The organism is Segatella maculosa DSM 19339 = JCM 15638 (assembly GCF_000382385.1).
In the GTDB taxonomy this organism is placed as follows: domain Bacteria; phylum Bacteroidota; class Bacteroidia; order Bacteroidales; family Bacteroidaceae; genus Prevotella; species Prevotella maculosa.
Window position 1 is genome coordinate 30,806 of sequence record NZ_KB908335.1, and the last position, 20,352, is coordinate 51,157.

The 20,352-nt window shown below is 53.4% G+C and carries 12 protein-coding genes; 7 read left to right on the plus strand and 5 right to left on the minus strand.

All coding sequences use genetic code 11. The features are described from left to right. Positions 1 to 536: 536 nt before the first annotated feature. Positions 537 to 1,973, minus strand: a complete 1,437-nt coding sequence (locus tag H164_RS0111440; RefSeq protein ID WP_019968746.1) for a lipopolysaccharide biosynthesis protein — start codon at positions 1,971 to 1,973, stop codon at positions 537 to 539. A gap of 73 nt (positions 1,974 to 2,046) precedes the next feature. Between H164_RS0111440 and H164_RS0111445 the strand changes: the two genes are divergently transcribed. Both H164_RS0111445 and H164_RS0111450 read left to right on the plus strand, forming a co-directional pair. After that, the gene (locus H164_RS0111445) at positions 2,047 to 3,147 is read left to right on the plus strand and encodes a glycosyltransferase family 4 protein (protein ID WP_025830311.1); all 1,101 of its coding nucleotides are present in this window, start codon (positions 2,047 to 2,049) and stop codon (positions 3,145 to 3,147) included. Positions 3,148 to 3,340: 193 nt separating this feature from the next. Beyond that, on the plus strand, positions 3,341 to 3,874 hold the full coding sequence (locus H164_RS0111450) for a porin family protein (protein WP_025830310.1): 534 nt from the start codon (positions 3,341 to 3,343) through the stop codon (positions 3,872 to 3,874). 135 nt (positions 3,875 to 4,009) lie between these two features. Here H164_RS0111450 and H164_RS0111455 read toward each other — a convergent pair whose 3' ends face one another. Continuing rightward, entirely contained in the window at positions 4,010 to 6,031 is a 2,022-nt protein-coding gene (locus tag H164_RS0111455; protein ID WP_019968750.1) for a glycoside hydrolase family 127 protein, read from the minus strand. A 1,131-nt stretch (positions 6,032 to 7,162) separates the two neighbouring features. Between H164_RS0111455 and H164_RS0111465 the strand changes: the two genes are divergently transcribed. Beyond that, positions 7,163 to 8,020 (plus strand): enoyl-ACP reductase FabI, encoded by an 858-nt coding sequence (locus H164_RS0111465; protein WP_019968752.1) that lies wholly within the window; start codon positions 7,163 to 7,165, stop codon positions 8,018 to 8,020. Positions 8,021 to 8,102: 82 nt separating this feature from the next. Continuing rightward, entirely contained in the window at positions 8,103 to 9,005 is a 903-nt protein-coding gene (locus H164_RS0111470) for a patatin-like phospholipase family protein (protein WP_019968753.1), read from the plus strand. 268 nt (positions 9,006 to 9,273) lie between these two features. On the opposite strand, the gene hemG is transcribed toward H164_RS0111470, so the two are convergent. The 3 genes from hemG to H164_RS0111485 form a co-directional block, all read right to left on the minus strand. Continuing rightward, positions 9,274 to 10,647, minus strand: coding sequence for a protoporphyrinogen oxidase (hemG, locus tag H164_RS0111475; RefSeq protein ID WP_019968754.1), 1,374 nt, complete (start codon positions 10,645 to 10,647; stop codon positions 9,274 to 9,276). Positions 10,648 to 10,652: 5 nt separating this feature from the next. Further along, positions 10,653 to 12,725 (minus strand): TonB-dependent receptor, encoded by a 2,073-nt coding sequence (locus H164_RS0111480; protein ID WP_025830309.1) that lies wholly within the window; start codon positions 12,723 to 12,725, stop codon positions 10,653 to 10,655. 701 nt (positions 12,726 to 13,426) lie between these two features. After that, positions 13,427 to 15,778: a TonB-dependent receptor gene (locus H164_RS0111485; RefSeq protein ID WP_019968756.1), complete on the minus strand. Its 2,352-nt coding sequence runs from the start codon at positions 15,776 to 15,778 to the stop codon at positions 13,427 to 13,429. Positions 15,779 to 16,029: 251 nt separating this feature from the next. On the opposite strand from H164_RS0111485, the gene H164_RS0111490 reads away from it, so the two are divergent. From H164_RS0111490 to H164_RS0111500, 3 genes are all read left to right on the plus strand, one after another. Continuing rightward, positions 16,030 to 17,073, plus strand: a complete 1,044-nt coding sequence (locus tag H164_RS0111490; protein ID WP_019968757.1) for a ketopantoate reductase family protein — start codon at positions 16,030 to 16,032, stop codon at positions 17,071 to 17,073. Between the two features lie 532 nt (positions 17,074 to 17,605). Beyond that, positions 17,606 to 17,890: a putative quinol monooxygenase gene (locus H164_RS0111495; protein WP_008565903.1), complete on the plus strand. Its 285-nt coding sequence runs from the start codon at positions 17,606 to 17,608 to the stop codon at positions 17,888 to 17,890. A 222-nt stretch (positions 17,891 to 18,112) separates the two neighbouring features. Then, positions 18,113 to 20,317, plus strand: a complete 2,205-nt coding sequence (locus H164_RS0111500) for a sodium-translocating pyrophosphatase (RefSeq protein WP_019968758.1) — start codon at positions 18,113 to 18,115, stop codon at positions 20,315 to 20,317. Positions 20,318 to 20,352 lie beyond the last annotated feature (35 nt).

The window sequence follows — 20,352 nt, forward strand, 5'->3', positions numbered from 1 at the left end:
AAGGTCAAAGTCAAGGTCCCTACATGCACTCGCGCGAATTGTCATATCGGACGTGTTGATTACCAACGACTTACACCTTGCGTTGCAATCTCAGCCATTTTGCACGATAATCTCACCCATTTCACTGCGCAATATGGCCCATATTACCATGCAATGTGGCTGATATTGTAATGCCATTCCAATGCGATGATTTTACGATTAATAAAATCAAGGGAAATTAACCGATAGTTCCTGCAACGCCATTCCAACGCGATGATTTTACGATTAATGACTGCAAGGGAAATTAACCGATAGTTCTTGCAACGCCATGCTTGCTACTATGCTTTCCAATATCCCCCACGCTATTCGCTCTCCCCTCCTTTGGAGGGGTCGGGGGAGGCTCCCTCTCCGCCCTAAAGAAGCCCACGCTATTCGTCCTCCCCTCCTTTGGAGGGGTTAGGGGGAGGCTCTTCTCCACCCGAAAGAAGTCCACGCTATTCGCTCTCCCCTCCTTTGGAGGGGTCAGGGGGAGGCTCTTAGGCGCCGAGGGGAGCCCCCTATTTCCTTCTTTCCACCCACTTCACCGCCTCTTCCATCATCTCCATGCGCAGCAGCTTGGCTGTTCCGGCATACAACAGGGTGGCGATGACGATGCGCACCACGAGCAACAAGGCGGGAGAAGCAATGAGGCACGTGGCGAAATAGGTGGCCGTCATCACGCCGGAGGCCACAAGGAGCGACGGAAGAACGTCTTTCATCACCGCCGAAAAGCGTACGCCGATGATGCGATGTGCCGCAAACTGCCACACCATCAGCCATGCAATGGTGAACAACGTGTAGGCCATCACCATCTTGTTGATGCCATATTGATAGAAAAGAGCTATGATGCCGATTTGCAAAACAATCTGCATCACGTTGCAACGCATATAAACGTCGGAGCGTCCATTGCCCAATGCCACGTTCTGATACACCGTGTAAAAGGGCACGAAAGCACCACCGATGCACAGCATTTGCAGCAAGGGAATGGCATCGACCCACTGCTTTCCGATTGTAACCAGAATAAACTCGCGCGACACGATGGCCAGTCCGAACATGGCCGGAAAGCTGAAAAAGGCCGTGAAGCGCATCATCTTGCGGAACACGCGCACTGCTCTTCCGCGCTCTTCATGCACGGATGCCAACACCGGTTGGGCCACTTGGCCTATCGCATTGGCCACGAATGAGTTGGCCATTGAGTCCCATTTGTAGGCTTGCGTGAAGTCTCCGACGGCCTTAATGGGGTAAAGTCGGCCGAAAACAAGCGTGAGTATGTTGTTGCTGACGGTGTTGATGATGTTCGTGATGAGCACTTTCACGCTGAAACCGAACATGCGTTTGACGGGTTCGAACGTGAAATGGAACGACGGATGCCATGGCGTAAACCAGTAACGGCCAAGGTTCAGCACCGCAATATAGACGATTTGCTGCCACGCCAAGCTCCAATATGAGAAGCCCAAAAAGGCCAACACGATGGCAATGCTGCCCGAACAGACGAGCGCAATGGCCCCGATGATAGCGATTTCGCGGTTCATCATGTTCTTTGTCATATAGGCCCCGTGGGCTATTCCGAATGAAGAAATGACGAAACTCAGGAAGACCAAGCGCGAAAGCGGCACCAAACAAGGTTGCCGGATATAGGAGGCTATGAGCGGAGCCGAGGCGAACAGCACGACATAAAGCACGAAACCGACAAGGATGTTGAACCAAAACACCGAGTTGTAATCGCGTGCCTGCGGGCTTTTCAGGTTGATGAGGCCCTGCGAGAAGCCACTACTTTGCAGGTTTCCGGCTATCAGTGTGAAGATGTTCAGCACACCCACGATGCCATACTCGGCCGGACTGATGAGCCTTCCGAGGAAGATACCGATGACAAGGTTCAGCAATTGCGTCGTTCCGCTGTTCAAAGCGCCCCAAAAAAGTCCCTTTGCTGTCTTCTCTTTCAAACTTTCTGCCATTCGCGTTTCGTTTTGATTGCAAAATTACGACTATTTGATTGAAGTTCAAAAGAAAAGCCTTACTTTTGCAAATATGCAGCAGACGGTATTCCATATCATCTCCCATCTCGACGTAGGCGGTGCGGAACGCGTGGCCATCAACATGGCCGAGTCGCCCACGGAGGGCATTTCGTATCACGTCGTGGAGCTTATCAGGGCGCATGGTGCCTTCAACAAGGTGCTGACCGCGGAGCTTCGGGCCCACCATATCCGCTATCATCGCGGCTTTGTCCCCGAGGTTCACTTTCATTATCTCTTCGAACGGCTGGCCGCACTGACCTTTCCGCTGTGGTTCCTGTGGCTGTTTTTGAGGTATAGGCCACGCGTCATACACTGTCATACCGAGATGCCCGACTTGGCTGTTTACTGGTTTTTCTGCCTTTTTCCATGGCTGTTGAAGCGTTGCAAGATTGTGCGGACCATTCACAACACGCGCCTTTGGACGGGAATGGAGCGCACGGGGCGACGCGTGGAGGCTTTTTTTATCCGACACGATGCCAATGTGGCCATCTCCGAATCCGTGCGGTTGAACTATCAGAACACCTATCATGCCGACCCACCTATTATATATAATGGTGTGGCTCCCGTCGGTCAGCGACCTTATCCGCACCTGAAAGCCGATAAAATCAATGTGCTTTTTGCCGGAAGATTCGAGGAACAGAAAGGCATCGACATGCTTATTGCCATCATCAAAAGCCTGAACGGCGATGCAAGATATTATTTCCATGTCGTCGGAAGTGGGTCGCTCTGTCCGCTGTTGACGGTGCAATTGGTCGGTTGCGACAATGTTTCCATCGGCGAACCGCTGGCAGATTTGGCCACATTCCTTGCCGCATTCGACTTCTTGCTCATGCCTTCGCGCTTCGAAGGGCTGAGCATTCTCTCGCTCGAAGCCAGCTTCAATGGGCTTCCGGTCATCATGAATGCTTGCCCGGGACTGCGCGATACGCTTCCCGAAGACTGGCCGTTGCGGGTAGAAAACAACGACCTTGCGGCCTATGAACACCTTTTCTGTGATGTTCTGCCCGTGATTAATCGGGCCGAACTGCAGGAAAAGGCCCGCCACTTCGTCGAGGAGAACTTCTCGATGGCCGTGATGAGACGGAGATATGAGGCGTTGTACGGCCTGATATAAGGCGACGGATTTGCAAGGTGGGCTTGCCATAAATCAATTATTTTGGCGTTTAGAAACAAAAATATGTGGATAAGTTTTGCAAATAAATTAAAAAAGATATATCTTTGCAACAGAAACGATAAGAAAAGAAAACCTAAAAGCATTTTCGCTTTAATGAAAATAAACAGTATTATCAACTAAAAAGTTAAGTATTATGAAAAAGGTTTTATTGTCAGCAGCCCTGTTGCTTTCATCGGTTGCAATGTTTGCACAACACGAAGTAGGTACTTTGACCATTCAACCCAAGGTAGGTTTGAACATTGCCAACGTCACAAAGGTTGACGGAAAAGCAAGAGTTGACTTCGTTGGTGGAGCCGAATTGGAGTATCAAGTAGATGATATTATCTCGCTGAGTGGTGGTCTTTTGTACTCTCGTCAGGGCTACAAAGTGAAAGACGGTGATGGAAAATGGGCTCCAAGTTACCTCAATGTGCCGGTCTTGGCCAATGTTTATCCTGTTGAGGGCCTTGCCGTGAAGCTCGGTGTTCAGCCCGGTTTCATGATTGACAAGGACAAAGCCGACGACGCTAAGACATTCGACCTCTCTATTCCCGTAGGTCTGTCTTACGAATATAGCAACTTCGTCATTGACGGTCGCTACAACTTCGGCGTAACCAAGGTCTCCAAGAACATCAGCGCAAAGAACAGCGTATTTCAGATTACAGTAGGTTACAAGTTCGAGCTCTAAATCTTCAATGGTAGTCTGCCCCTGAAAGGGACCGAACAACCGTCAGAAGAACACTACATTAGGGCAGCGAAGCCAATCAATATGAGGCTTTGCTGCCCTTAATCGTTTGTATAAGCCGGGGCCGGGAGCCTTCGGTTATTCCACATCGGTGCTCTTCAACCACACGTCCATGCGTCCTGCACCACGATGATTCCAAGCATAATAGGGTATCAACGTAAGGCCGACGCGCTTCAATGCCAGGTTGCCATCGGCGTCTTTCGTCAGTTCTTGGGCCGTTGTCCGGAGCGCATTGACGGCGAACGGCTGGCCGTCGGCCTCGGTGTTCCAGATGTTATAGCCCTTCACGAGGCTGAAATCGGCATTCGCTTTCACGTATATTTGCTGCAACTGTACGCCATTGTTGTCGGCTGCTTCGGCGCAATAGACCAGCGGACCGCGTTCCACGGCCACTCGACCGAAGTCGTCTTTCACGCGTTTGTCGGCCACGACCGTGCGCGGTTGCATGTTGAGTTCGAGCGTAATCACGTCACCTTTCCTAACGTTATTGATGCGCATGTAGCCGCCCTCCTGCAGTTCGGGATAGAGATATCCGCCGTTGCGGGCGATGCGCCAGCCGTTTTCGCGTTTATCGGTAAAGCGGTAGAGTCCGCCGGGAGCCACTTCGCCGCGCGCCCAGCCCGGTATGCGAACCATCAGCGACGCTTTCTTATTGGCATTCCCCAAGACACGGATCGTAATCTTGCCGTCCCACGGATAGTCGGTCATGGTTTCGAGCGTCAGTTCCTTTCCGCCTACGTTCAGCGTTGCGAAGCCTGCCATGAAAAGGTTCACGTAAGCGTCGTCACCCCGAACGGCATAGACATATCCCGGCACTGAAGGAATGAACCGACTCAGGTTGCTCGGGCAGCAGGCACAGCCGAACCACGGTTGGCGCGTCAGTGTGCCGTCGGCGTTGAACTTATAATTGCCGTCCGACGCGAGCGGATTGGGATAGAAGAAGCGGCCACCATCGACGCTCATGCCGCTGATGACGCCATTGTAGAGCGTGCGTTCAAGGCAGTCGATATACTTTCCGTCGCCGTGAAGCATGAAGAGCCGAAGGTTCAAATAGCACTGCGCAATGGCCGCACACGTCTCGTTATAAGCCGTCAGGTTGGGCAGTTCGTAGTCGTTGCCAAAGGACTCGCCGCTGTGTCGCGCCCCAACGCCACCCGTCAGATAGTACTTCCGGCCCACAATGTTCTCCCAGATGCGGTCGATAGCATGCACGTAGGCCGTGTCGCCCGTGAGTGCAGCCACGTCCGCCATGCCGGCATACATGTAACCGGCCCGAACAGCGTGGCCCACAGCCTCGCGTTGTTCCGTCACGGGCTTGTGGCTCTGCGAGTAGGCATTCTTTATGGCCGTCTTTCCGCGGTAGTCGAGGAAGAACTTCGCCTCGTCGAGATAGCGTTTATCGCCCGTGGCAAGATAAAGTTTGGCAAGTCCCATCTCAGCAATCTGATGGCCGGGGACGACGCACGCCTGTCCTGCCCGCGGGCCCACCTCGCGCACCACGCAATCGGCATACCGTCGTGCGATATCAAGGAACTTCTTCGACCCCGTAGCCTGCTCATGTGCCACGGCAGCATCGAGCATATGGCCCAGATTATAAAGCTCATGGCTCAGCTCTTCCACCTTTTCCCATCGCTTCATGCCAGCCCACGGGTGCGGATGCCGCGGGTTCATCGTGCGTGCCGTGTAGAGATAGCCGTCCGTCTCCTGCGCCTTGGCCACGATGTCGAGCACACTGTCGATGTAAGCCTCAAGCCTTTTGTCGGGGAAGCTCTGCAGCATGTAGCTCGCACCCTCGATGGTTTTGTAGACATCGGTGTCGTCGAAGGGGAATTGCATGAACTTATTGACCACATAATCGTCGCTCGGATGAGCCGCCTTCACGAAGTTTTCGTAGCGATGTTCCGTCTCGCACTTGCCGAACGCCAGCGGAATCGTCACCTTCTGCGCCGCTTTCAGTCGTTCGCCGAAGAACGAACCGGGCGCGAGCCTGACGCTCGTGAAGGGCACTTGCCGGTAGGGATAGCCCGCAACGGCAGGCTGTGCAGTGGCCATACAGGCTGTCGTCGAGGCCAAAAGCAGGGTTATGAAATTCTTTTTCATGCTGTCAGGGTTGAGTTAAACGAATCGTTTCACGAAGGCAAATATATGCAATTCTTTTCGCTTCTGCAATAAAGTGTATCCTCTTTCTTGCCATGCAAAGCGAAAAAGCAAGGCCGCAAACGGGCGCGCAAGGCAGAGAGGCAACGCCTTCCCCTTGTAGGGACGCACGGCCCGTGCGTCCGTTCCGTTGGGAATGTAAGTCAATATACATTGGCTCGTGCGTCCGCGCAAGGTGAATGGCAAGTAAATAGCATGGTTGTTGGAGCGAATGTACGCAGCGTTTTGGGCGGACGCACGAGCCGTGCGTCCCTACATGCACTCGCACAGCTTGCCATCTCAACCATTTTGCACATCAATATAGTCATGACAAGCATGTAGGGACTTTGACTTTGAACATTGAATTTTGAATATTGAACTTTGGGATTAGCTATGTCAAAAAATGATTTGCAGGCAAGAGGTATATAGGGACGCACGGCTCGTGCGTCCGCTCCATTGTGAATGTAAGTCAATATACATTGGCTCGTGCGTCCGCGCAAATGCAAACAAGCAGAGAAGCAACGACTCTCCCCGTAAGGAAGCAAATCAACCTTATAGCATGAGCGAATTGGACAAACGTGTCCAATCCATTAGACAGGTTTGTCCAATCGATTGGACAGACTTGTCCAACTCATTGGACAGCCGTGTCCAGCTTATTGGACAGCCGTGTCCAATTAATTATCCACAGGTAGAAAACGAACCCTCTCATAGGAGATAAAGAATGATACACAGCTGTACAAGCTGTTCTACACAAGAGTATAATCCATTCTACACAGCTGTATAATTTATTCTACACGGGCATATAATCCGTTCTACACAGCTGTATAATTTATTCTACACGGGAGTATAATCCGTTCTACACCACTGTATAATGAATTGTGGCGCGGTTTATAGATAAGAGCGGTAGGACTGTGGCGCGGAAAGGGACAGGGCTGAAGCGCGGAGCGACACGCTGCAGCGGCTATTCCGGCAGCGGCGGAATGCGGCTGCAGCGCATCTTTTTTGTGTGCGGAATGCAGTTCGCGCGGCTTTTCTTTGGTTATCTTGTCTGAAAGACGTAACTTTGCACGCAACTATTCATTAAAGTAGAAAATTATGGCATACAATTTATTGAAAGGTAAGCGTGGCATCATTTTCGGTGCGCTGAACGACATGTCTATTGCATGGAAAGTGGCCGAACGCTGTGCTGAAGAAGGGGCGTCGGTTGTGCTGAGTAACACCGAGATGGCCCTGCGTATGGGTGAGCTTGATGTGCTGGCAAAGAAGATCGGTGCGCCGGTCATAGCGGCCGATGCCACCAATTACGACGACCTTGAGAACGTGTTCGTCAAGTCACAGGAGCTGTTGGGCGGCAAAATCGACTTCGTGTTGCATTCCATCGGCATGAGTCCGAACGTGCGCAAGCGCCGCACTTACGACGACCTCGACTACAATTGGCTCAATAAGACGCTCGACATCTCGGCCATTTCTTTCCACAAGATGCTGCAGGCCGCCAAGAGGGTGGACGCCATCGCCGAGTATGGCTCGGTGGTTGCGCTGACCTATGTGGCTTCGCACCGCACGTTCTTCGGCTATAACGACATGGCCGACGCCAAGAGCCTGCTGGAAAGCATCGCACGCAGCTTCGGCTACATCTATGGCCGCGAGAAGAACGTGCGCATCAACACTATTTCGCAGTCGCCCACGGCCACGACGGCGGGCAAGGGCATCAAGGATATCGACAACATGATGGACTTTGCCGACAAGATGTCGCCGCTGGGCAACGCTTCGGCTGACGATTGCGCCGACTACTGCGTGACGCTGTTCAGCGACCTGACGCGCAAGGTGACCATGCAGACGCTCTTCCACGACGGAGGCTTCTCGAACATGGGCATGAGCCTGCGGGCCATGAACCAATACAGCAAGGCGTTGGACGACTATAAGGACGAGAACGGCAAGGTCATCTACGGCTGATGCCGCGACGGTTCCGCTATTTTTACGGGAAGCCACGGGCCGGTCTGCGCGATTGGTCCGTGGCTCTTTTATTGATAAAAGCATGAAGAAGAAGATTGCATTAGTACTGTCGAGCGGTGGGGCACGCGGATTGGCTCACATCGGGGCCATCGAAGCCTTGGAGAGCCGCGGGTATGAGATTTCGTCGATAGCGGGTTGCTCGATGGGTGCGCTCATCGGCGGCATGTATGCGGCGGGAAAGCTGCCCGAAGTGAAGCAGTGGATGTTCAAACTCGACCGTCGGAAGGTGCTCTCGCTGGTCGATTTCTCGCTCAGTCTGAATCATTTGGTGAAGGGAAACAGGGTGATGGACGCCCTGAAAGAGGTGGTTCCCGACGTCAACATCGAAGACCTTCCCATTCCTTATACGGCCGTGGCGACCGATTGGAACAGCGGCCGCGAGGTAATCTTCAGCAAAGGAAGCCTGTATAACGCCATTCGGGCGAGCATCTCCATTCCGTTGTTCTTCAATCCCGTCAGATGCAAGGAGATGTTGTTGGTAGACGGTGGCCTTGTCAACGCGCTTCCGCTGAACAGAGTGGCCCGCCAGTCGGACGACCTGCTTGTGGGCATCAACGTGAGCACGCACGATTACCGCGGCGAACTGCTCATGCAGCACTTCGTTGAGAAGAAGTTGCTCGGCAAATCGATGCCGGCGGCCATCATGAACCGCGTGCTCACCCATCTCGAAGGCCTCAACGTCAACTATGTCACGCTACTGATGCGCACCATCGCCATCATGTTGGAGCAGAACACGCGCCAGCAAATCAAGCTTTCGCACCCGGATATCGTCGTTCAGGCACCGATGAAGCGATATGGAACCTTGGACTTCGACAAGGCCGAGGCCATCTCGCAAATCGGAGAACGCAAGACGCACAAGGCTATCGACCACTATGAGCAGACGCACCAATCGCTTTGGCAACAGTTCCTGAGCCTGAACCGATAGCTCGATGCCTGCCCGCTGATTTTAATAGCAATAAGGCGGCGTTGCAACCGCAGCCATATTGCCACGCAATCGCAGCCATTTTACCGCGCAATCTCACCCATTTTGGCATGCAAAATGGGTGAGATTGAAAAACGATGAAACGCATGTAGGGACGCACGGGCCGTGCGTCCGCTCCGTTTCTCAGTTGTTTACTCGTCAACCGTGCTGGGCGGACGCACGAGCCGTGCGTCCCTACATGCCTATCCCCTGCGCATGGTACAACCACCTCTTATATCTTGTTTCCCATATCGACGGCCTGACGGATACGGTCGGCCATTCCGATGCCCCCGCAAATGTTTCCGCCGAGCGTAAGGCCGTGGTATTGCCGTTCAATGGCAGCGATGGCGGCGAACCGTTCAGTGCTCGTTCGCTCGTATTGCGGTATGGCCCGCGGGTGACGGAAGATGCGAATGAGGTCGGGCTTCGTGCCTTCGGGCAGCGAAAGCATGCGGTTCATAGCCTCAGAGACGCACGCCAGCAGGGCATCATCGCTCATGGAGAGCATCTCCGGACGCCGCATTCCGCCGAGAAAGAACGAATAGAGTGCGCCGTCTTGCGGACTTCGGCCGTCGAAACACGACGACGGGAAGAGAATGCCGAGCACTTGCTGCCGCTCGCACGAGGGAATAAGGCCGCCGAATGCGCGTTGTCTGACGCCACCCGTATGGTTTACGCCCACGCTCACCTGCACGATGGGTGCATAATGCAGCGAGGCAATGGCCTCCATCTGCCGTTTGTCGACGAAAGGTAGCAGCGACGGCAAGGCGTAGGCACCAACGGTGGTGACAACATGGTTGCATTGCATCGTCAACGTGGTGCTGTCGGGCGTGCGATAGCCCACTTCCCACCTTCTGTCGGCAGTGGGTTGCACCGTGATGTGGGTCGCTTCGAGCACGATTCTGTCGCTGCCTACCGACCTTTCCAAGGCCTCTATCAGCCTGCCCAAGCCGCCCTTGGCCGAGAACACCTGCTTCGTTGCGCGCCGGTCGCGGTCGGTTTTGGGCGCTTTATACTTGGCTATGGCTCCCCGAATGAAGCTGCCATGGTCGTGTTCGAGGTTATAAAGCTTGGGAAGGGCATGGCGGGTGACGAGCTTGAACGGGTCTCCGGCGTAGACACCCGATATGAATGGGTCGACAGCATAGTCGAGATAGGAGCGTCCCAAGCGTCGGATAACAAGCTCGGCCACGCTTTCATCGGGGTCGGTTCCGGGCTTACGGAATGGCTCTCCCAGTATTCTCAGCTTGTCGGTCCACGTGAACAAAGAAGTCGAAAAGGCTGACTTCGGACCGCAAGGAAGCGCATGGAAGCGTCCCTTTTTCCATACCCATCGCTGCTTAGATGACTCATGTGCCGTCTCAATTTGGCAGCCGTAAGGTTGCAATTCATCGAAAAGTTCGGCCACTTCGGGGTAGGAAATGACGCCCGTATTGGGCCCGCTTTCAAACACAAAGCCCCCATCTTGGAACGTATGTATCTGTCCGCCGACGCGCTTTTCCTGCTCCAATACAATGCAATCCACGCCGCGTTTGCGCAACGTGTGGGCGGTTGTGAGGCCCGTGAGGCCTGCACCGATGACGATGGTGTCATGGAATGGCTGCATAGGCGTCAGGGATTGAGTTTGAACAAGAGCGACGTGCCCATCGTGAACGGCCTGCCTTGCTGTGCATAGGCGGTGGGAGCCACGAAAGCATAGGCCATGTAGCGCGTGTTGGTGGTGTTCTTGCTCCACAGTTCCCACGTGAACCGCCCCTTGGTTGCGGCAACTTTCAGGTTGAGCAGGGTGTAGAAGGGTTGCCGGAGCATGTTGTCTTCAGTCCAATAAATCTTACCTGCGCCCGTGAGTGCGGCATTCAGCATCAGTTTGTCCAAGCCCATGACGTGCGGAATGGTGTAGTTGGCCGCGAAAGCCATCGTCTGTCGGGGCACCATCGGCAGCATATTGCCCGTGTAACTGACCGTCGCACTCTTCTCATAGCGCAGGAACCGGGCGTAGGTGTAGCCGTAATTGGCCCGCAGTTCCAAGCCCGTGAGGGGCCTATAGACAGCCGAAAGCTCGACACCTTTACTGTCGGAGTGACCCGCGTTGTTGATGATATTGCCCAGACCCGGCACGGTCGAGGTCACTTGCTGATGCTTCCAATCGATGTAGAACAGGCTTATTTCGGTCTGAAGTGCCCTGTCGAAGAAGGCCAACTTCGCACCGATCTCGTAGTTCCAGTTGTATTCGGGGTCGTAAGCCGGCAGGTCTTTCGTGGTCGACGTCAGGTTATAGCCGCCCGCTTTGTAGCCGGCTGCCACCGAAGCATACACCATTTTGTCGGCCGAGAGGTGTTGGCTGAGCGTGAACTTCGGCGTAATCCGACTGAAATGCATGTGGTCTTTGAACGTAGCCGTCAGCACCTTGCTGTCCATTCCCGCCGCCAACGCGTATTTATAAGCCTCATAATCCTCGCCCACGCGCTCGTAATCGTAGCGCAATCCCACGGCAGCATGCAGGCTTTGCGTAAGGTCATAGGTGGATTGATGATAGAGGGCACCGCCCCAAGTGGGGTTGTCATAGAACCTCGGTGTGGCGAATTTCGGCGTCAGGAACTGTGTTTCGACCATGTTGTTGAGCTTCTGATAGAAGCCGAATGCCCCAACAATCCAGTGATAGCGGCTGTCGTGGCGCGTCGAACGCAGCGTGAACTCCTGACTGGCGAGGCGTTGTTTCAGTGCAGTGATGGCAAAGAAGAGGTCGACCGGCATGAAGTCTTGGTCGATGTGTTGCCGGTCTTTGCTGTATTGAAAGGACGTCTGGCTGTTGAAGCTGAAGCCCTCGCCGCGGTAGAGCCAGTTCATTCCGCCCGAGAACAGGTTGCGTCGGTAGTTGCTCCGGCGGTTATAGCCGACCGTTCCGACCCGGTTTGCCACCACATCATAGGCACCATAGGGATAACCGCCCTGCAGCGTGTGGTCGAAGATGAGGCTCATGCGCATCGTCCAGCGGTCGGTCGGCCGCCAAGCAAAGCCCAGTCTGGCGCTCGCAGTGTTGCTGTCATCGGCCTTCTCGCCAAGGGTTCGATTATAGAAAAAGCCGTCGTTGTGGTGGTAATTACCCGATATGGAGAAGCCGAAACGCTCGTTCAGCTTCGCATAATGACCCAAAGTGAACTGCATATCGTTGCGCGATCCGTAGCCAATTCGGGCCATAGTGTTCTGGTAATCCAGCGGCGAATGGGTCGAAATATTGATGAGTCCGCCCGTCGAATTGCGTCCGTAGAGCGTGCCTTGTGGCCCACGAAGCACCTCAATCCCACTGATTCCGGCAAGCTCCATGTCGAAAACCGAGCGGTCGAAATAGGGCATTCCGTCGACGTAAAGTCCCACGGAAGGCGCGTTGATCTTCGAACCTATGCCGCGAATATAGATGGGCGTGTTCTGCCGTGCCCCGTAGTCGGGCATGAAGAAGTTGGCAAACACCGTGCTCATCTCGCGCAGTCCGCACAGTTCGTTGTCCTGAATGAAGCGGCTTCCGGCTGTCGAAACCGACACAGGTGCATCTTTCACGTTGTCTTGTTTGAAGCCCGTCACGACCACTTCGCGCAGTTCGTGCCGGCTTGCGATGGTCGAGTCGGCTTCCGTTGCACCTGCGGCCGTCGCAAAGCATGCCCCGAGTAGGGATAACATAAATCTCATGTTTTCGTCTTTTTGAATTCGTTTGCAAAGTTAAAGCTTTGCATTCGGCCGTGCAATCATTATTTATAAGGAATGTGAGGCGCCCCGGGGCGTGCGCCCGAAGCATGTCTCTTGCGCAGTGGGAACATACACCTTGCGAGGCACAAGCGCAGGCCTTGCGTCGCATAACGATAAGCCTTGCGTTGTATAACGATAGGCCTTCCGTTGTATAATAATAGGTATTGTGCAACACAAAAGCCTATTCTGACGTGCACAACTATAGGACTTGATAGCGACAGCTATAGGACCTATCGGTTTCCCAACGTGGTGGGACGATGTTCCCAACGTGGTGGGACTGTTTTCCCAACGTAGTGGGAATACTTTCCCACTACGTTGGGAAAGTCGCAACTCCTATAGCTGTCGTCCTCTTCTCCCTATTTCGTCAATAGATACTCCCTATTTGGTCAATAGATGCTCCCTATTTGGTCAATAGATGCTCCCTATTTGGTCAATAGATGCTCCCTATTTGGTCGATAGCTTTCCTCTACTTAGGCCATAAGTGCTCCTTACTTTGTCAACAAGTGCTCCCTATTTAGGCCATAAGTTCTCTCTATCTTGCAGCCTCTTCCTCCCCGTTCCGCCGACTTCCACGCGCTGTTTCACGGGCATGATAGCCCGCAAGACACCACTCCCCTGCTTTGGAGGGACCGGGGGAGGCTCCCTTAATAAACGATTTTTACGCCGGCGAAGAAGCAACGGGGCTGAGCCGGACCGTAGATGTAGGCCGAGTCGCGTCCCCAACCGCGGTCGAAGTCCTTTTGATAGGCGTTGGTGAGGTTCTGAATGCCGGCGTTCAGCTCCAGCTTCACGTAATCGGAGAGCCGGATGTTGTAGGCCAGTTTCGTGTTGAGCGTGAAGAAGGCCGGTGTGTCAACGGCTTCGGGCCCTACTTCGGTTCCGTCTTCGAGCGTGTGCTTGGCATGTCCGACGAGCATTCGGCCCGTGTAGTTGCCCGAAAGCGAGGCCGAGAGGTTCTTGAGTGGCGTGAACGAGGCCGTGAAGTAGCCGTAGGCAGAGGGCGTGCGCATGAATTTCTTCACCTTGGGGGCGTCTTCGTCCCACTCCGTTTCTTCGTCATAGCGACTTTGCTGCAGCGTCATTCCGGCCTGAAGTTGGAACCATGAGGTGAAAGCTGCCTTGCCTTCGAGGTTCAGTCCGAGCACTTTTGCGCCGCTTCCGTTGTAGCGTTCCTGCACGCGGTTACCCTCGCTGTCCTTCGTGTTGAGCTGTCTTAGGGCGAAAACATCGGTCAGATGGGTGTAGAAGCCCTCGATGAGGAAGTTCGTTTGCACGCTTCCTATCGTCTGATAAAGGTCGGCCGAGAGACTAAAACTGTGTGAACGCTCCTCTTTAAGTCCGCTTGCCAGTCGCGTAACGATGCGTTCTCCGCCTGCAAACCCCACGTGAAGGTCTTCGTCGAATGCCTGCGGTGCGCGGAAACCACTGGAGTAACTGGCCCGCAGATTGATGTTTTCTGTGGGGTTATAGCGCAGGTTCACGCGCGGACTGAAGATGGCATGACGGATCAGATTGTGCTTATCTATGCGCCAACCCAGCAGGAAACTCCACGTCTTATTCTTCCATTCGTTTTGCAAATAAGCGCTGGTAATCCTCGATTTCTGCTCAAGTAGATGGTTATATCCGATGATTTTGTCTTTCAATGCATCATGGTTATACTCTGCACCGAGGGTGAGATCGGATGGCATAAAGAGCAGGTTATCGAACTGATGGAGGTATTGTAAGCCCGTAACAGTAGTGAAATCTGTGGTGCGTCCGTAGGCTTTTTGCGCTGCAATTCGGTCGGCGAAAGAACCTTCACCGATGCCACCATAGTAGCTTTTCCGGGTGGTATTGCTGAACGAGAAATAGGCTTTCAGGCGGTTCTTGTAGTCACTTGACGAGAGATCATAGGCCAAGTTGCCCCCGTTGATGTCGTGGTCGAGCTGCTCGGTGATGTTGGCTTCGTGGGGCGGAAGGTCCAAGTTGTTGCCTCCCCTTCGGAATTCACTGATGTTATGATACTGCAATGAGAGCTTTGAATAAGGCGTAAACTTGTAGAAAGCGCTCAATCCGAGCGTCTGATTCCGCAGGTTTGGCAATTCAGTATAGCCGTCTCCGTCGTGGTCAAAGCTTGGTCTGTAATGGTGTTGACCATAGACATAGAGGCCTGTTTTGCCGTCTTCGCTCACCACAGAGACGTTGGCTGTGGTATTATTCTCCATGCCTCCCTTTCCTTCTATGGACGTCGTTGTGTGGCTCACTTCGGCAGAATTGCGCACAGGTTCCTTGGTAATGACGTTGATGGTGCCTCCGATGGCCGACGCACCATATAGCGCTGAGCCGCCACCCCGCACCACTTCGATGCGATCGATCATGTTTGAAGGGATTTGTTCCAAGCCATATATACCGTTGAGTGAGGTGAAAATAGGGCGCGAATCAATCAATATCTGACTGTAATGTCCGTCAAGTCCGTTGATACGCACCTGTGAGAAGCCACAGTTCTGACAGTTGTTTTCGGTGCGTACACCGGGCTGGAAGTTCAGTCCCTGCGCCATACACATGGCGTTGGTTTGGTCAAATAGCTTGCTGTCCAACACGTTTACGAGGGCCGGAGCCTCGCGCCTTAGCGTCTGTGAGCGGTTGGCTGTGAGCACAACTTCGTCCAAAGCGATGGCATCTTCGGTGAGTGTGAAGTTCACTTCTTGCGAACTATTCGCGCTGATTTCTATCTCATGGGTGGCCGTTCGATAGCCCAATGCCTTCGCTTCAACAGTATGTTTGCCCACAGGAAGGTCCTTTAAGTAATAGTGACCGGTAGCATCTGTGGCGGTCGTCAGCGTGGTTCCCCTCACAGAAACGGTGACATAGGCCAGGTGTTCATTGTCTTTTGCTTGGACAACATGCCCATAGATGTTCGCATCGGTGCGGTTCTTCGCCACCGGTTCGCCCGCCTTACCGGGCAAGGAAAGTGTGCACAGCAGTGCCATCAAGCCTAAAAAGCATTTTGTTTTCATATGATTGCGTTTTAAATTCTACGGTTTGATTTGTCAAATGCAAAGATACGCCTTCCGTTTTCGGCTCGCAATACCTATTAATAGGCAATTCACAGCCGCCCCACATACCTTGTTTTATTACTCGGTTTTCGGTATTTCGGCCGGTTGTTTGTTTGAAACAATGTTATTTTTCCAGCCGAAAGACCCGATATTCCTCATTGAATGACTACCTTTGCGACATGAATTTTCATCATCATTAAAGCCATATTCGCATGAAAATATTAATCCTCGGGCTCGGTGTCATCGGCTCTACGTATGGCTATATCCTACGAAAAAGCGGGCACGATGTGGCACATTACATTCGTCCCACGTCGCAGAACCATGCCACCGAAAGCCTCTCTGTGTCGCTGCTCGACGGCCGGAACGACAAGAAAGGGCTACAAACGGAAGACCATTACCCTATAACTCGTGCCACACCCGGCAGCCGTTACGACTTCATCATCGTCAGTCTGTCGTCCCTCCGCCTTGAAGAAGCGCTCGAAACCCTTCGCGACAACCGCTTCGAAGGAACGATATTGCTCTTCTGCGGCGTATGGGAAAGCCGCGAACATATCGAACATATCATGGCCGGAAGGCCTTATCTGTTGGGTTATCCCGTTGCAGGAGGACGACTGAACAAGGCAGATTGCCGACTGGAATGCGTGGTTTTCGACCACATTATGCTTGAATCCCGCGAGCGAACCGCTGTCGAAAACTACGACGATATCACCCGTTCTTTCCTCCAATCTGGCATAAAAAGCGAGTGCCCCCACGACATGTTAGAGTGGATATGGCTGCATATGAGCATCAATGCCGGCGTGATTTCGACCATCATTGCCCTTGCCGAAGCCGACCCAAAGCGGGCAGACGAGTGCGTAGAAAGGCTGATGGACAGCACCCATCTCCTGCGCCGTGCGGTGCTGACGGTGCGCGAATGTATGAAGATCGTAGCCGGTCGGGGCGTCAACTTGCGCCATTACAGGGGCGAAGTGCTCCCGTTCCGGCTCCCCGTTTGGCTTTCCGCGCCCTTGATGAAGCGCATGTTTGCCACCCAAATCCTGACGCGTCGAATCATGTTATTGCATGCCAACGTGCCCGATTTGCTCCATATCTGCCGCCTTGTCTACCGTGAAGGAAAGGCGCAGTCGGCCGCATGCCCGCTCTTCAACGACAATGTGGAGCGGTATATGCTGCCCGAAACGACCGAAAGGTCACCACTTTCCGAGGCCCATTCGCCTAGTGTCGGACCGTCGGTGCGTGAACATCACGACGCATGAACCGCCATCGGGAATACCGGAAGGCAGCCGTTTCAGACAGCGCAAACAGGATTGAAAATCAACCCTTTGCATGTTGCGTTCCAATCTCACCCATTTTACCGCGCAATAAGGGTGAGATTAGCGTGTAATATGGGGCACATTACACGGCAAAATGGGTGAGATTGGAACATGAGATGAAAGTCGTTGATAATCACTGCGAATGATGTAGGGACGCACGGCCCGTGCGTCCGTTCACATTTCAGTTGACAGTGGACGCGTAAACAAGTGGACAAGTTGATGGTTCGACGCATGTAGGGACGCACGGCCCGTGCGTCCGCTCCATCAATCACGCATATTCGTTTGTAATCCCCTTACGCGGACGCACGAGCCGTGCGTCCCTACATCGTTATCTCACTCCGACGGCATTGAAAGGAGCGTGAAAAAGGGCGCTCAGGACAGCCATTCGGTGCGATTATATGCAAAAAACGATGGCCTGTTCAGCAAAAAACACTATCTTTGCGGCACTTCAATCAATCAATAAAACATTAGGATTATGATTCGTATCAATGCATTTTTCGTAGTGAAAGCGGGCGTGACCACCGCCCAAGTGAAGGCTGTGACCGACGAATTGGTGGAGAAATCGCGCCAAGATGCAGGCAACAAGGGCTACGATCTCTTTGAAAGTACCACTCAACCCGGCGTATATATGTTCTGTGAAAGCTGGGAAAACAGCGAACTTTTGGATAAGCATGCGCATTCAGAGCACTTCACCCGCCTTGTGCCTCAGTTGGAATCGCTCTGCGAAAAGGGGCTGAGCATCGAGAAGTTTGAGCGGTAAGGCGACGCAAGCATAGTGTTTTTGGCCTCAACGATGGGCAAAAAGGGCGTGCGGTCTCGTGCGTCCTGATGGATTGTCGTGCCCTTTCTCCCCGCCTTCCAAACCCATGTTCGGAGGGCTTTTCCTTTGTTAAATAATCCAAAATGGGGACAATAAGCGACGAATATTCGTATATTTGTTCCCAAACACTGCACGAATTGATTTACCTTAACATAGAAACGCATGATGAACATTCCTACCGTTTTTTGGCTTGTGCCGCTGGCATCGGCCGTTGCATTGGGCATGGCGTGGTATTTTTTCACGGCCATGATGAAAGAAGATGAGGGAACCACGAAGATGAAAACAATCGCCATGCACGTCAGGAAAGGCGCCATGGCCTACCTGCGGCAGCAATATAAGGTTGTTGGCATCGTGTTTGTGGTGCTCGCTTTGGTGTTTGCTTTCATGGCTTATGTGCTGAAAATACAGAATCCTTGGGTGCCCGTGGCCTTCTTGACGGGTGGTTTCTTCTCGGGACTCTCGGGCTTTTTCGGCATGAAGACAGCCACCTATGCCTCCGGACGCACGGCGCATGCGGCGCAGAAAGGCTTGGACAGCGGACTGAAAGTGGCTTTCAGAAGTGGCGCCGTGATGGGACTTGTAGTCGTGGGACTGGGACTTCTCGACATTGCCCTGTGGTTCCTGATTCTCAATTACGTCTATGAAGGCGAGCAAACGGCCCTGATTACCGTCACGACAACCATGCTCACGTTTGGCATGGGCGCCTCTACGCAGGCGTTGTTTGCGCGTGTCGGCGGTGGCATCTACACCAAGGCAGCCGACGTGGGAGCCGACCTTGTGGGCAAGGTTGAGGCAGATATCCCCGAAGACGACCCGCGAAATCCGGCCACGATAGCTGATAATGTGGGCGACAATGTGGGCGATGTGGCCGGAATGGGGGCCGATTTGTATGAGAGCTACTGCGGAAGTATCCTCTCAACTGCCGCACTTGGGGCCACAGCCTTTGCCATGAAAGGCGACATGCAACTGCGGGCTGTCATCGCACCGATGATTATTGCGGCCGTAGGAATATTCCTTTCGCTCATCGGAATCTTCCTTGTTCGCACGAAAGAAGGGGCAACGATGAAGCAATTGTTACGGGCCTTGGGACTCGGAACCAATGTGAGTGCGGTGCTGATTGCCGTGGCTTCGTTCGTTATTCTTTATCTTTTAGGCATTGAAAACTGGCTCGGTGTGTCGTTTTCTGTCATCAGTGGACTCATTGCAGGGGTCATTATCGGTCAGGCAACCGAGTATTATACCTCGCAAAGTTACCGTCCCACGCAGCAAATAGCCGAGGCAAGCCAGACCGGTCCGGCCACGGTAATCATCAAAGGTTTGGGCACCGGCATGATTTCCACGTGCATTCCCGTGCTCGTTATCGCTGCGGCTATCCTGCTGAGTTACCTTTGTGCCAACGGTTTCGACATGAGCATGCGGGCCGATTCCATCAGTCGTGGCCTCTATGGCATCGGCATTGCGGCCGTTGGAATGCTCTCAACGCTCGGCATAACGCTTGCAACTGACGCCTATGGTCCCATTGCCGACAACGCAGGAGGCAATGCCGAGATGAGCGAACTGGGCAAGGAAGTGCGCCAACGTACTGATGCGCTCGACGCATTGGGCAACACAACGGCCGCCACGGGCAAGGGGTTTGCCATCGGAAGTGCGGCATTGACGGCCCTTGCCTTGCTGGCTTCGTATGTCGAAGAGATAAAGATAGCGATGGCAAGAGCCGTGGAAGAAGGGGCCCGTTTCATAGATGTTGCGGGGCAATCTTTCGACCCTTCGAGGGCTACGATGCCTGATTTCATGGACTTCTTTCAAGTGAATTTGATGAATCCCAAGGTACTTGTGGGTGCCTTTATCGGTGCAATGGCGGCCTTTCTCTTCTGTGGTTTGACGATGGGAGCCGTGGGACGGGCTGCCCAATCCATGGTGGAAGAGGTGCGAAGGCAGTTCCGTGAGTTCAAAGGAATACTGGAAGGAAAGGCCGAACCCGACTATGGTCGCTGTGTAGAAATATCCACTCGGAGTGCTCAAAGAGAGATGATTGTGCCGAGTTTGCTGGCGATTGCCATTCCAATCGTAGTGGGAATGGTGCTCGGAGTGGCCGGAGTTTTGGGCTTATTGGTGGGCAGTTTGTCGGCAGGGTTCACGTTGGCGGTGTTCATGGCCAATGCCGGTGGCGCGTGGGATAATGCAAAGAAGATGGTAGAAGAAGGACACTTCGGTGGCAAAGGCTCTGCGGCTCACAAGGCAACCATCGTGGGTGACACCGTTGGAGACCCTTTTAAAGACACTTCAGGCCCCAGTCTGAACATCTTGATCAAGCTAATGTCGATGGTAAGCATCGTCATGGCAGGACTCACCGTGGCGTTTATCTGAAACGAAAAAACGTAAAAAAGACAGTGAGACTGTAC